Here is a 13,737-nt window from a genome sequence, read left to right as displayed (position 1 = left end):
TCCGCCGGGCGGCGCGGCCGGCCCGCCGCGCCGCCGCCTTTTTCTCCGGAGATCGCCTTGACCCGAACTTCCCCGGTCGTCACGCTCGCGACGATCGATTTGTCCTTTCATCACGCGGCGGCGGGCGTCGTGATCGCGGCGCTCGCGCGTCACGGCGTGCGCGTCGACGAAATCAGGCGGCCGCACGAAGGCGCGTTCGAGCTGCTGCGCGACGGCACGGCCGACATGCTGTGCGCCGCGTGGCTGCCCGGCAGCCACGGCGCGTATTTCGACGCGATCGCCGACGCGTTCGAGCCCTTGTCCGCGATGTACGCGCCGTACGCGCTGTGGGGCGTGCCCGACTACGTGCCGGCCGACGCGGTGTCGAGCGTCGCGGACCTGACGCGCGCCGACGTCGTCGAGCGGATGACGCCGCTCATCCAGGGCATCGGCCCGGGCGCGGGCATCTCGCGCTTCTCGCGCGAGATCTTCGCCGCGTACGATCTCGACGCGCACGGCTATCGCTTCGCGAACGGCACACTCGAACAGTGCGTCGACGCGTTCGAAGAGGCGGCGGCAAGACGCGCGTGGGTCGTCGTGCCGCTGTGGCGGCCGCAATACCTGCACTGGCGTCACGCGATACGCGAACTGCGCGAGCCGCGCGGGCTGCTGCGCGGCGCCGACGCGGCGACGCTCGTGCTGCGCAAATCGGCGCGCGAGCGGCTGCCCGCCGCCGCCGTCGACGCGCTGCGGCAGCTGCGCCCGGGCAACGCCGGGCTCACGCGGCTCGATCATCTGATTTCGCGCGACGGGCTCAGCCCGCGCGAAGCGGGCGAGCGGTATCTGCGCGAGCTTGCGGCGCGTGTGTCGGGTGGGGCCGTGTCGCGTTGATCGGACTGAGCGTGCTGTTCGTGCTGTTCGTGCTGTTCGTGCTGTTCGTGCTGTTCGTGCTGTTCGTGCTGTTCGTGCTGTTCGTGCTGTTCGGGCTGTTCGGGCTGTTCGGGCTGTTCGGGCTGTTCGGGCTGTTCGGGCTGTTCGGGCTGTTCGGGCTGCTCGGGCTGCTCGGGCTGTGCGGGCTGTGCGGGCTGTGCGGGCTGCGCGGGCTGTTCAGGCCATTCGCGCTATTCGCGCCGTTCTCGCCGTTCGGGCCGTTCGATGCTGTTCGGCACCGCCCCGCTTCGCCCGGCATCGACCTGCTCCGGCCGATGCGGACAGGCGCGCCAATCGCTGCTCCATGCCAATCAGCGCCGCACGGCGCGATCTCGCTGCGCGCCACGCGACGCCGCGCTAAGCGAGGTACGCAGCGATCCGCGCCCGCAGAAAGTCGCGCAGCGCGGCGAGCGTCGGCGACAGCGCGAGCCGGTGCGTATAGACGAGATTGAGCGGCGTCGGCTCGGTCGTCCACGCGTCGAGCGCGGGCTCGAGACGCCCCGCGCGCAGATCGTCGAGCACGTCGAGGCGCGACTTGTACGCAATCCCGTACCCGCCGACCGCCCAGCGACGCACGAGCTCGCCGTCGTCGGCAGCCCGGCTGCCCGTCACCTTGACCGTGTGCGCGGCGTCGCCCGAATGGAACGTCCATTGGTCGTGCGTGCGCTCGCTCAGCGCGAAGCGCAGGCAGTTGTGGCCGCGCAGATCGTCCGGCGTCGCCGGCTTGCCGTGCCGCGCGAAATAAGCGGGCGATGCGCACAGCACGCGCCGGTTGTCGGGCGCGAGCGGCGCCGCGATCAGCGACGAATCGTCGGGAACGCCGTAGCGCAGCACCGCGTCGACCGGCTGACGGAACAGGTTGACGATCCGGTCGCCGATCCGCACGTGCAGCGACACGGCCGGATACAGCGCGAGAAACTCGTCGAGCCAGCCGGACAGCACGTTGCGGCCGAAATCGGACGGCATCGACAGCGTCAGGTCGCCGCCCACTTCCTGACGGCCGCGCGCGAGCGCGTCCTTGCCGGCGCGCAGTTCGGCGAGCGCGTTGCGCGCGTACGCGAGATAGCGCTCGCCGTCCGGCGTGAGGCGCAGGCTGCGCGTCGTGCGCGCGAGCAGGCGCACGTCGAGCTCGCTTTCGAGCCGCTTGACCGCCGCGCTGGCGACGGCCGGCGCGACGTCGAGCAGCCGCGCGGCGGCGGACAGGCTGCCGTTGTCGGCGGCGAGCACGAATACGGCGAGGTCGTCGAGTCGGATCATCGGGGGAGGCGCGTCGGGGCGAGCGACGCGCGCAAAGGCGCGCAACGGGCTGCAAGGGTACTGCGAACGCGTGCGGCGGTCGAGCGGCGGCTTGCGCGCGCCGTTCAGCCGGCCGCCGGCTCGACCGCCGCGAGCGCGTGCAGCGCGGTCGTGTCGAACACCGGCAGCGCCGAATCGGCGGGCTTGATCAGCAGCGTGATTTCCGTGCAGCCGAGGATCACGGCTTCGGCGCCCGCCGCCTGCAACGCGTCGATGATCCGCCGGTAGGCGGCGCGCGATTCATCGCGCGCGACGCCGTGACAGAGCTCGTCGTAGATCACGTCGTGGACGACGGCCCGCTCTCGCTCGCCCGGCACGATCACGTCGATGCCGTGAAGCGACGCCATCCGCTCGCGATAGAAATCCTGCTCCATCGTGAAGCGCGTGCCGATCAGCCCGGCGACGCGCGCGAGCCCGTCGGCGCGGCGGCCGACGATCGCCACGCGTGCCCGCTGCCGCGCGAAACGCCGCGCGGTCGCGACACCGATCCCCGCGCCGCCGCCGCTCGCCACGACGGCCTGATCCATGCGCATGCCCCGATGCGGCCGTGACGGCCGCGCCGGTCCGCGCCCGCTACCACTCGGCGGGCGACCAACCGAGCGCGCGCGCCGGATGCGGCCATTGCACCGGCGCGCCTTCGACCTCGGACGGCGCCCGTACGCGCTGCGCCGGCCCCCAACTCGTCTCCTCGACCCAATCGGCCAGATCGCCCGCCGTCTCGCGCGCGATCGCCGGCCTGTCGGCTTCCTGCAAGCCACCCGATGCGAGCAGCACTGCCGTTCGCGCGAGCGACGCGCGCGTCCTCGTTCCGGCGCCTGTCGCCAACCGTCGCGCGAGACCGCGAATCGCGGCCGTCGCGAGCAGATAGCCGGCGCCGTGATCGAGCGCCTGCACGGGCAGCGGCACCGGCCGCTCGGCGCCGGCCTCGCGCATGCCCGTCGCGACGATGCCCGCGCTCGTCTGCACCAGGCTGTCGAAGCCGCGGCGGCCGCGCCACGGCCCGCTCCAGCCATAGGCGTCGAGCGATACGTCGACGAGGCCCGGATTGATCCGCCGCCGTTCGTCCGCATCGAAGCCGAGCCGGTCGAGCGCATCGGGCCGGTAGCCGTGGACCATCACGTCGGCCTCGCCGATCAGGCGGCGCAGCAGCGCGCGCCCGTCGCCCGATTTCAGATCGGCGCGGGCGCAGCGCTTGCCGAGCACGACTTCGGGCACCGTGTTCGGCTCGTCCCAGCCGATCGGATCGATGCGCAGCACCTGCGCGCCGAAGCCCGCGAGAAAGCGCGTCGCGACGGGGCCCGCCAGAATGCGTGTGAGATCGAGCACGCGCACGCCCCGCAGCGGCCGCTCGGCGGACGGCGACCACGCGGGCCGCTTGCCTTCGACCGCGACGCCGTCGTGAATCAGCAGCGGCTCCGCGCGCACTGCAAGCCCCTGCGGATGTCGCGCCCATTCGTCCTGCGTGCGCATCGCGGCCGCGCATCCGCCCTGCTCGACGACGGCCGACTCGAGCGCGTCGCTGCGCCACTGCCCGGCCGCGTGCGCGACCGCCGCCTTGTCGGGCGGCGCGCCGAGCACCGCGAGCGCGGCGGCGCGATGGTGCGGCGCGTTCGTGTGCAGCCTGATCCAGCCGTCGGCCGTGCGATAGTCGCCCGCGATCGCATCCCACGGCGGCGGCATGTCCCAGCCGCGCGGCCGCAGCGACGCGCCGAACCACAGCGACGCACGGCGGCGATCCACGCGCACGCCGGGCAGCTTGCCGGTCGCGCGATGCACGAGTTCGGCGACCGCGACGCTCGCCGCGCCGATCGCGGCCGATGCGAAATCGGTGACCGGAAACGCCGACGGCAGCACGCCCGTGCCGCTGAAATTCAACGCATGCAGGGCGGCGAGATCGCCGTTCGCGGCCCGCCAGATTTCGTGCAAATACGCGGCGGTGCGCGCACGGCCGGATTGTTCGGATTGCGACGACGAAGAGAGATCGGACATTGACTTCCCCGATTTGAAGAGATCACGGCAAGATTATTGCCGGCGAATATCGAGTGTCAACGTTGATTCCGGGAATCAAGTTATTTTTTAATTCGTCCGCATCTTCTTTTAAAACGAATCCGGATGTGCGGCCGTCGGGCGATCGAGCGTCCCTATTCGGGCCCGCGGGCTCCGGGCGCGGGATTCCCGCTTCCGGGCCGATGCGGCGAAAGCGGCGACGCCCGCCGCCGCTCCCAGGCGGGCACGCGAATCGCGCCGCATCGATCATGGCAATGCGTCATGCGTCTTCCGCGGCGCGATATTGAAATGCACATCGAATTCCGATTCGCCTAATCGATTTCCATTTTTTCGGCGATCTGAACTTCGATGTCGACTCCCCGAATCAGGACGACGAACGCGCGGCGCTCCGCTATACGTTGACTTTATATCCGCATTACTCGTCCGCTTTGCTCGTTCGCTTGAACCGGCGCGCGCGTCGCGGCCCTTTCGGCGCACCCCGTGCGCGCATCGTTTCGTCTTCGACGATGAGCGCCCGTTGCGGCGAACCGGCGACGGGTCCGCCGCCGCACTCCGCGCGCGTCGCGTCGCCGGCCTGCGGCGACGCGCCCCAAGCGCTCGCCCCACGCGCGCCACGCGGCGAACGGCGCGCGCCGGCCCTCGCCGAACCGGGGCACAGCGCGCACATTCGCCGCGCTTCGCGATCCGCGCCGCCGCCGTCAGCGCGACGCCTGCGTCGCCTTCCTCAGCTTCGCGACGTCGGCCGGGCGCACCGCGGGCGCGCCGTTGTTCCAGCCGGCGCGCATGAACGTCAGCACGTCGGCGATCTGCCGGTCGGTCAGCACGTGCGCGAACTTCGGCATCGGATAGGCGGCCGGCAGCCCGTCGATCACGAGATCGTCGGTGCCGTTCAGCGTGACGTTGATCAGCGACGCCGCGTTCGACTCGAGCACGTTCGGATTGCCGGCGAGCGGCGCGAGCAGCGGCGCGAACGCGTGGCCGTCGACGCCGTGGCAGTGCATGCAGTACGCGGCGTACACCTTCGCGCCCGCATCGTCGGCCGGCCGCGCGAGCAGCGCCTGCGTCGCGGCCGCGTCGTGGCGATAAGGCGGCGCGCCCGTGCCGCCCGCCGCCGGCAGCGATTTCAGATAGCGCGCGATCGCGGCCAGATCCGCTTCGCTCAGCGCCTGCGTGCTGTGATTGATCACGCTCGTCATCGAGCCGAACGCGCTCGCATGCCGGTTCGCGCCCGTCTTCAGGAACTGCGCGAGGTCCGCTTCGGTCCATCGGCCGAGCCCGACGTTGTGCTCGCCCGTCAGGTTCGACGCGAACCAGTTGTCGATCAGCGCGCCGGACAGATACGCCGGCCCGCTCTCGTCGAGCGCCTTCTCCTGGAAGCCGACGCCGCGCGGCGTGTGGCACGAGCCGCAGTGGCCGAGCCCCTGCACGAGGTACGCGCCGCGATTCCACGCCGCGTCCTTGCCCGGCTTGTCGCGATACGCGCCCGCGTCGAGAAACACCGCGTTCCAGATCTTCAGCGGCCAGCGCATGCCGAGCGGCCACGGAATGTCCGGCGCGCGATTCGCCTGCTTCACCGGTTCGACGCCATGCATGAAATACGCGTAGAGCGCCTTCACGTCGCCGTCGGCGAGCTTCGCATACGACGGATAAGGCATCGCCGGATACAGGTTGTGGCCGTCCTTCGCGATGCCCTCGCGCAACGCGCGCGCGAAGTCCGTCTCGCTGTAGCCGCCGATCCCCGTTTCCGGGTCCGGCGTGATGTTGGTCGCATAGATCGCGCCCATCGGCGTTTCCATCGGCAGGCCGCCCGCGAACGGCTTGCCGCGCGCGGCCGTATGGCACGCGATGCAGTCGCCCGCCTTCGCGAGGTACGCGCCGCGCGCGACAAGCGCGTCGTCGGGCGAGGCGGCGCGCGCGCCCGTGCTCACCGCGAGCGCCGCGAGCATCGCGCCGAGCGCCTGCGCGGCGCGCTTGAACTTGTTTCCAGTACGAATCATCGGAGTCCTCGGCGTTCAGGCGGTTTTCAGCTGGCCGCCGACCGGCAGCTTGCGCAGGCGCTTGCCCGTCGCCGCATGGATCGCGTTCGTGAGCGCGGCGCCGAGCGCCGCCGTGCCCGGCTCGCCGATCCCGCCCGGCGCTTCGCCGCTCTTCACGATGTGCACGTCGATTTGCGGCGTCTGATCGATCCGCAGCATCCGGTAGTCGGTGAAGTTGCCCTGCTCGACACGGCCGTCCTCGATCGTGATCTCGCCGTACAGCGCGCCCGTGATCCCGAAGATGATGCCGCCCTGCACCTGCGCCTCGATCGTGTCCGGATTCACCACCATCCCGCAGTCGACCGCGCACACGATGCGCTTCACGCTCACCTCGCCGTCGTCGACGGATACGTCCGCGACCATCGAGAAGAAGCTGCCGAACGCATGCATCACCGATACGCCGCGCCCCTGCCCCTTCGGCAGCGACGCGCCCCAGCCCGCCGCCTTCGCGGCGACGTCGAGCACGTTGCGCGCGCGCGGCGACTTGCCGAGCAGCGCGCGGCGGTAGGCGACGGGATCGGTCTTCGTCTGCGCGGCGAGCTCGTCGATGAAGCTCTCGACGACGAACGTGCCGCGCGTCGGCCCGACGCCGCGCCAGAACGCGGTCGGCACGTGGCGCGGCTCCTGGCGCACGTAGTCGACGAGCTGGTTCGGCAGGTCGTACGGCAATTCGGCGGCGACCTCGACCGCGTCCGGATCGACGCCGTCCTTGACCGCGGGCGGCGCGAAGCGCGCGAGAATCGACGAGCCGACGATCCGGTGCCGCCACGCGACCGGCTTGCCGTTCGCGTCGAGCCCCGCCGAAATGCGGTCGTAGTAGTACGGCCGGTACATGTCGTGACGGATGTCCTCCTCGCGAGTCCAGACCACCTTCACCGGCGCGCTCACCTGCTTCGCGATCTTGACCGCCTGCCGCACCATGTCGGTCTCGAGCCGCCGGCCGAAGCCGCCGCCCAACAGATGGTTGTGCAGCACGATCTTGTCGGCCGGCAGGCCGGTCACGCTCGCGGCCGCGTCGACCGCGCGCGTCGGCACCTGCGTGCCCGTCCAGAGCTCGCAGCCGTCCGGGCGCACGTGCACCGTGCAGTTCACGGGCTCCATCGTCGCGTGCGCGAGGAACGGCTGCTCGTAGACCGCGTCGACGCGCGTCTTCGCGTTCGAAAACGCATGCTCGACGTCGCCGTCCTTGCGCGCGACCGCGCCCTTGCCGCTGTCGGCCGCGCGCGCGAGATCGGCGACGATGTCGCGCATCGACACGCGCGCGCCCGCGCCTTCGTTCCATTGAACCTGCAGCGCCGACGCGCCGCGCTTCGCGGCCCACGTGTGATCGCCGACGACCGCGACCGCGTCGTCCGCGACGACCACCTGCCGCACGCCCGGCACCTGCTTCGCGGCGCGATCGTCGACGTGCGCGACCTTGCCGCCGAACACCGGGCTGTTGACGATCACCGCGTACAGCATGCCCGGCACGCGCACGTCGAGCCCGAACTGCGCGGTGCCGTCGATTTTCTCCGGCGAATCAAGCCGCTTGACGGGCTTGCCGATCAGCTTGAAGTCCTCGGGCTGCTTCAGCGCGACGTCCTTCGGCACGGGCAGCTTCGCGGCCGCGTCGGCGAGCTGCCCGTACGACGCGCGCCGCCCGCTGGCCGGATGCAGCACTTCGCCGCCTTGCGCGCGGCACGACGCCGGATCGACCTTCCACTGCCGCGCCGCCGCCGCGACGAGCAGCGTGCGCGCGGCCGCGCCCGCGCGGCGCATCGGCTCCCACGCATAGCGGATCGACGTCGAGCCGCCCGTCAGCTGGCCGCCGAGCAGCGGATCGAGAAACAGCTTCGCGTTCGGCGGCGCGTGGTCGAGCGTCACGCTCGCGAGCGGCACCTCGAGCTCCTCGGCGATCAGCATCGGAATCGACGTGTAGACGCCCTGGCCCATCTCGACCTTCGGCATCACGAGCGTGACCGTGCCCGTGCGGTCGATCTGCACGAACGCGTTCGGCGCGAACACGCCGCTTCGGGGCGTCTCGATCGCGTCGCCGCCGATCACCGAGCGGCGGGCGTCGCCGCCCGCGGCGGGCACGCTGAAGCCGAGCAGCAGGCCGCCGCCCGCCGCCGCGCCGAGCGTCATCCCGTATTTCAGGAAATCGCGCCGCGACACGCCCGCGCCGCGCGCCGCCTCGGCCGCGTGCGCCCTGCCTGCTTCGATCAGTCCGCGCGACATGTCAGGCCCCCTTCGCCGCGTGCTTGATCGCCGCGCGTATCCGGTTGTACGTGCCGCAGCGGCAGAGGTTGCCCGTCATCGCCGCGTCGATGTCCGCGTCGGTCGGGTTCGGGTTCGACGCGAGCAGCGCCGCGGCCGCCATCACCTGGCCGGACTGGCAATAGCCGCACTGGACGACGTCGAGCTCGCGCCACGCCTGCTGGACCTTCTGCCCCGCTGGCGTCGCGCCGACCGCTTCGATCGTCGTGATTTTCCTGCCGCCGACCGAGGCGACGGGCAGCACGCACGAGCGCACCGCGACGCCGTCGAGATGCACGGTGCACGCGCCGCATTGCGCGATGCCGCAGCCGAATTTCGTGCCGGTCAGGCCGACGAGATCGCGCAGCACCCAGAGGAGCGGCATGTCGGCGGGGGCGTCGACCGCATGGGTCGCGCCGTTGATGTTCAAGTCGGTCATGCGGACTCCGGCAATGACGAGTGGGGATTTCGAATGGCGAGCAGCAACTCGCGCATATTGAACCTATTGCGAAATTGCTGCAGTCTCGGCCCGTGCGGGCGCGATGGATCGGCACGACAACGCACGAAAACGGTGCAGCGCACGCCCGCATGTCGGCTCGACCGGATCGGCGCATCGCGCGGGGCGACATCCTGCGCAGCGACGAGCGAGGGCCGGCAAACGCGGAAAAACCGCGGCCTTCCACGCGCCGCGCCGACGGCAGGCATGCGTGGCGGCTCGACTCCGATGCCGCTCGGATACCGGCGCTGCGGCCCGCGCAAGGCGATCGCGACGAGCGCCGCCTGCCCGCCGCAACGCGGTTCGCACGGGGTTGTCGCGCCGGGCCGCCGACTCACGGCGGCTACGGCCGTCAGCGCCGTCAAGGCGGGCGGCTGCGCCAGCCATTCAGCCGCCCTCTTCCGATACGCGACGGAATGCGCGCTCGCGCGGCGCGCTTCAGGCGCGGCCTCGTCGCCGTCGATCCCGAGCATATGAAGACCCGGCACGCCGTCGGCCTGACGAAACAGATCGCAGCGGCGATTGCCCGGTTCGGCGCGCGTCGCGGCCGCGGTCCGGCGCAATCCCGCCGCCGCGCCGATGCGCTGGGGCGTCGGGATCAGGCTTGCAAGGACACCACGCGCCATGATCGTTCTCGATGCCAATCCGGACCGCGGTCCGGCGATTCGCCTCCCCGCACGCCTATGCACGCCTCTGCGCGCCTCCGCACGCCTCGGCATCGCATGAATCCGCACGACATCCGAGGCGGCGGCTCGAACGCGAGCGCCGAACCTTCATCCCGGCGCTCGCGCGGCCGAACTCACGGCGCGTCGGGCCCCACGCGCACGACGACCTTGCCGAAGTTCTTCCCGCCGAGCAGTCCGATCAGCGTCTGCGGCGCCGCCTCGAGCCCGTCGACGACGTCCTCGCGAAGCTGCACCTTGCCCTGCGCGACCCACTCGCCCATTTCCTTCAGGAATGCCGGATAAACGTCCGCGTAGTGATCGAGGATGATGAAGCCCTGCATGCTGATCCGCTTGCGCAGCACGCTCGACATCAGCAGCGGCAAACGATTCGGCCCCGGCGGCAGCGCGCTGTCGTTGTAGTGGGCGATCAGCCCGCAGACGGGCACGCGCGCGCGATCGTTCAGCAGCGGCAGCACCGCGTCGAACACCGCGCCGCCGACGTTCTCGAAATACACGTCGATGCCGTTCGGGCACGCGGCCGCGAGCTGCTCGGCCACATCCGGAGCGCGATGGTCGACGCACGCATCGAAGCCGAGCGTCTGCGTCACGTAGCGGCACTTGTCGGCGCCGCCCGCGATGCCGACGACCCGGCAGCCCTTCAGCTTCGCGATCTGCCCGACGACCGAGCCGACCGCGCCGCTCGCCGCCGCGACGACGACCGTCTCGCCCGCCTTCGGCCGGCCGATCTCCAGCAATCCGAAGTAAGCGGTGAAGCCGGGCATCCCGAGCACGCCGAGCGCCTGCGACGGATGCGCGATGCCGGCGAGCGGCATCAGGTCAGCGCCGTCGGACAGCGCGTAATCCTGCCAGCCGGCGCTCGACAGCACGAGGTCGCCTTCGCGAAACGCGGGCACGGTCGACGAGACGACGCGGCTCACCGTCCCGCCCACCATCACGCCGCCGATCTCGACGGGCGGCGCATACGATGGCGCGTCGCTCATGCGGCCGCGCATGTACGGATCGAGCGACAGCCACACCGTGCGCAGCAGCACCTCGCCCTGAGCGGGCGTCGGCACCGCCGTCGTCTCGACGCGGAAATTCTCGGGCGTGGGCGCGCCTTTCGGGCGCGAATTCAGAACGATCCTGCGGTTCGTCGTCTGGCTTTGCGGCATAGGAATCTCCATTGAAATGAAACGAGGGGCATTGGCGTGCGGCGCACGCCGCCGAGCTTCGACGATTCGAAGCGGCTTGGAATCACAGGCTTGCCTCGAGCACGCGGCGGCTCACGTCGAGCGTGACGTCCCTGCGCTCGCCGAGCTGCGTCATGCCGTGCGCATCGAGCTGCGCGACGAGACCGTCGATCGCGTCGGCGCCCACGCCGTAGTCGGCAAGGCGAGTCTTCACGTCGAGGCTCTCGAAGAACGCGCGCGTGCGCTCGATCGCCGCGTCGATGCGCTCGTCCTCGGCGCCGTCGACGATGTTCCATACGCGCGCCGCGTACTGCAACAGCTTCGCACGCTTCGCGTCGCGCCGCACCTGGAGCATCGACGGCAGCACGACGGCGAGCGTGCGCGCGTGATCGATGTCGTAGCGCGCGGTGAGTTCGTGGCCGACCATGTGCGTCGCCCAGTCCTGCGGCACGCCCGCGCCGATCAGACCGTTCAGCGCGAGCGTCGCGACCCACATCAGGTTCGCGCGGATCGCGTAGTCGTGCGGCTCGGCAATCGCCTTCGGGCCGATCTCGATCAGCGTCTGCAAGAGGCCCTCGGCGAAGCGGTCCTGCGCGAGGCCATCGGCCGGATACGTCAGATACTGCTCGACGATGTGCGTGAACGCGTCGACGACGCCGTTCGCGACTTGCCGCGGCGGCAGCGTGTACGTCTTCGTCGGATCGAGGATCGAGAATTTCGGGAACACGAGCGGGTGGCGGAACGCGAGCTTCGCGTGCGTCGCGCGGCGCGTGACGACCGCGCCGCTGTTCATCTCCGAGCCGGTGGCGGGCAACGTCAGCACGCTGCCGAACGGCAGCGCGGCCGCGACGTTCGCGCCGTGCGTCTCGAGGATGCTCCACGGATCGCCCGCGAACGGCACGGCGGCCGCGACGAACTTCGTGCCGTCGATCACCGATCCGCCGCCGACCGCGAGCAGAAAATCGACGCGCTCGCGCCGCACCAGCTCGACCGCCTTCATCAGCGTCTCGTAGGTCGGATTCGGCTCGATCCCGCCGAACTCGCGCACGTCGCGCGCGCCGAGCGCGGCGCGGACCTCGTCGAGCGTGCCGTTGCTGCGCGCGCTCTCGCCGCCGTACAGCACGAGCACGCGGGCCGCGGCCGGCAGCAGGTCGTTCAGCCGCGCAACGGTGTTCTCGCCGAAGACGATCCGGGTCGGATTGTAGAAATCGAAATTCTGCATGTTTGCCCCATCAAAAGTAGACCAGTCGTCTATAAGCGGACTCAAAAGGAGGCACGCTCATGCGCGCCTTGCTTCGATGCCCAGCCGATCGACGACTCGGCTGCGGCACATCCATGCGCGGCGACGTCGCCGCCGCCACGGCTTCAAGCGGCCTCCAGCTGCGCGGCATCGTTTCGATGCCGCGTCGCCACCGCCGGGCCGCCGTGCCTGGCGCGCCGTTGAAATTCTTTCCGCGAGGGGGCGGCAAAACACAACTTGTCGACCTCTCGGAACGCACGACAAACCGCTCGTGCGACTCGGGCAAGGGGTGTGAGACCATCCCCGAAAACCACGTGCGAGCACCTCGCAAGCCGGCTTTTCAACAGCCTGCCAACGCAGCGCGCGCAGGCCGCCGTGCACCGGCGTGCGATCCGCCCGAGCGAACCATCGGCGCGCGAGGCTTCGACGCTGGCCGCGTAACGCGCGACGATTCGCGGCCAGCGTCGAAGCCGCGCGTCAACACACTCCGCATCGTCGCCGGGATACCCGCCATCTTCGCGCCGAACTTCGCCGCCACGCACGTTTGCGCTCCGGATCGTCGCCGTGCCGAGTGTTCGGCCCGTTGCGCCTGCGCGCGCCTCGAGTGCACCGCGCCCGCCCCGGCCGGCCAGCCGCGCGCGAGACGCGCGAGGCAGCCGCCCGAACAGGCGCCGGGCCGCGCTCCGCCGAACGCTTCCTACAAAGCCTCCGTCAAATCGAGGCAGCGGCGGAGCACCTCTTTCGGGATGTCCTCCGCCGCGAGCATTTCGCTCGAGCCAGCCCGCCAAAACCCAGTGCGGAAGCGCGATCGGCCTCGCGTCGCGGCGTTCAGGACGCGCGGCGCACGTGCGCAGTCGAGCGAAAGATCATGGCGCGCATCATAGCACAATTAGACCGGTCGTCTAGAGCAGCATCGGATGTCGCGGAAGCCCGCGCGGCCGCGGCCGAGTCGCGCCCATGAGCGGCCAATGAGCGGCCCATCTCGCCGCTGCTGCGGCGGACCACGCGCGTCGCTCGGGTGCGCGCCGCCCGCGTGAAAAGCGGCGCTCGCGCACCGACCATTCGAGCCGAACCGCCCGCCGTCTCCCGCATTCGACGCCCACGCCGACAAGTCGTCCGAACGATCCCGCGCATCGATCCAAGAATCGGCAATCACGCTCGATGCGGCCGCCGCCGCTTGCTCGCGGAAACGACGCGCTCGAGATTCACGGCGCACACCGCGCCCGGCAATCGATCATTCGCCATCGCACAGATCGCCGCCGATTAGCCGGCGCGCCATGACCAGGCGCCTGCGCGATCTCGTTCGAATCCGATCGCCCACGATGATCGCCACGGCGCGCGACGAAACCGTGCCGACCGACGCGCAATCGCTCATGCGCCATGCGCTGCGACGCGGGCTTCGTCGAATGCGCGCATCGCACGCTCGCCGCAGGCCATGCTTGGACATGCCGAACATGTCTGAACGGCGCGCCCCGTTTTCGACATCCGCGACGACCATCGGACACCGAGCGAGGAGCACCGAGCGACGACATGCACGACGCGTCAATATCTTCACGATGCGTTGCGTTTATCATGCGCAGGATTTCACGTTCCGCATGTCATCCGGAGTACAGAGCAAATGAAGAACACGCCCGCGCCGACGTCACGGCACGCTTCAGCCTTC

Annotated in this window: 11 protein-coding genes and 1 pseudogene; 2 read left to right on the top strand and 10 right to left on the bottom strand. The window is 70.5% G+C overall.

The genetic code is table 11. The features are described 5' to 3' along the window. Positions 1 to 57: 57 nt before the first annotated feature. Positions 58 to 870, top strand: coding sequence for a glycine betaine ABC transporter substrate-binding protein (locus WT60_RS25860; RefSeq protein WP_060356221.1), 813 nt, complete (start codon positions 58 to 60; stop codon positions 868 to 870). Next, on the top strand, positions 867 to 1,361 hold the full coding sequence (locus tag WT60_RS25855; protein WP_060356222.1) for a hypothetical protein: 495 nt from the start codon (positions 867 to 869) through the stop codon (positions 1,359 to 1,361). The genes WT60_RS25860 and WT60_RS25855 overlap by 4 nt, the downstream gene beginning before the upstream one ends. Here WT60_RS25855 and WT60_RS25850 read toward each other — a convergent pair. From WT60_RS25850 to WT60_RS33970, 10 genes and pseudogenes are all read right to left on the bottom strand, one after another. Further along, positions 1,267 to 2,166: a LysR family transcriptional regulator gene (locus WT60_RS25850; protein WP_038747884.1), complete on the bottom strand. Its 900-nt coding sequence runs from the start codon at positions 2,164 to 2,166 to the stop codon at positions 1,267 to 1,269. The genes WT60_RS25855 and WT60_RS25850 overlap by 95 nt on opposite strands. 104 nt (positions 2,167 to 2,270) lie before the next feature. Then, a pseudogene (locus WT60_RS25845) lies at positions 2,271 to 2,621 on the bottom strand (amino acid racemase); the annotation flags it as partial. 157 nt (positions 2,622 to 2,778) lie between these two features. Further along, the gene (locus tag WT60_RS25840) at positions 2,779 to 4,194 is read right to left on the bottom strand and encodes a CoA transferase (RefSeq protein ID WP_038747886.1); all 1,416 of its coding nucleotides are present in this window, start codon (positions 4,192 to 4,194) and stop codon (positions 2,779 to 2,781) included. Positions 4,195 to 4,910: 716 nt separating this feature from the next. Beyond that, positions 4,911 to 6,209 carry a cytochrome c gene (locus WT60_RS25825; protein WP_060356223.1) on the bottom strand — a complete coding sequence of 433 codons (1,299 nt, stop codon included), beginning with the start codon at positions 6,207 to 6,209 and terminating at the stop codon, positions 4,911 to 4,913. 15 nt (positions 6,210 to 6,224) lie between these two features. Further along, positions 6,225 to 8,465: a xanthine dehydrogenase family protein molybdopterin-binding subunit gene (locus WT60_RS25820; RefSeq protein ID WP_060356224.1), complete on the bottom strand. Its 2,241-nt coding sequence runs from the start codon at positions 8,463 to 8,465 to the stop codon at positions 6,225 to 6,227. 1 nt (position 8,466) lies between these two features. Beyond that, positions 8,467 to 8,922, bottom strand: a complete 456-nt coding sequence (locus WT60_RS25815) for a (2Fe-2S)-binding protein (protein WP_059582187.1) — start codon at positions 8,920 to 8,922, stop codon at positions 8,467 to 8,469. Further along, a complete protein-coding gene (locus WT60_RS34735) occupies positions 8,919 to 9,605 on the bottom strand; it encodes a hypothetical protein (protein ID WP_186448655.1) in 687 nt (228 codons plus the stop codon). The genes WT60_RS25815 and WT60_RS34735 overlap by 4 nt, the downstream gene beginning before the upstream one ends. 173 nt (positions 9,606 to 9,778) lie before the next feature. Then, positions 9,779 to 10,816: an NADP-dependent oxidoreductase gene (locus WT60_RS25805; RefSeq protein ID WP_038747897.1), complete on the bottom strand. Its 1,038-nt coding sequence runs from the start codon at positions 10,814 to 10,816 to the stop codon at positions 9,779 to 9,781. Positions 10,817 to 10,898: 82 nt separating this feature from the next. After that, positions 10,899 to 12,056, bottom strand: coding sequence for an iron-containing alcohol dehydrogenase (locus tag WT60_RS25800; protein WP_059648121.1), 1,158 nt, complete (start codon positions 12,054 to 12,056; stop codon positions 10,899 to 10,901). 1,252 nt (positions 12,057 to 13,308) lie between these two features. Then, complete coding sequence (locus tag WT60_RS33970; RefSeq protein ID WP_145986877.1) at positions 13,309 to 13,572, bottom strand: hypothetical protein; 264 nt, start codon at positions 13,570 to 13,572, stop codon at positions 13,309 to 13,311. Positions 13,573 to 13,737: the final 165 nt, after the last annotated feature.

The organism is Burkholderia sp. MSMB617WGS, from assembly GCF_001532025.2.
In the GTDB taxonomy this organism is placed as follows: domain Bacteria; phylum Pseudomonadota; class Gammaproteobacteria; order Burkholderiales; family Burkholderiaceae; genus Burkholderia; species Burkholderia savannae.
Note: the sequence above shows the minus strand (reverse complement) of the source record. Positions and strands in the feature narration are given on the sequence as shown.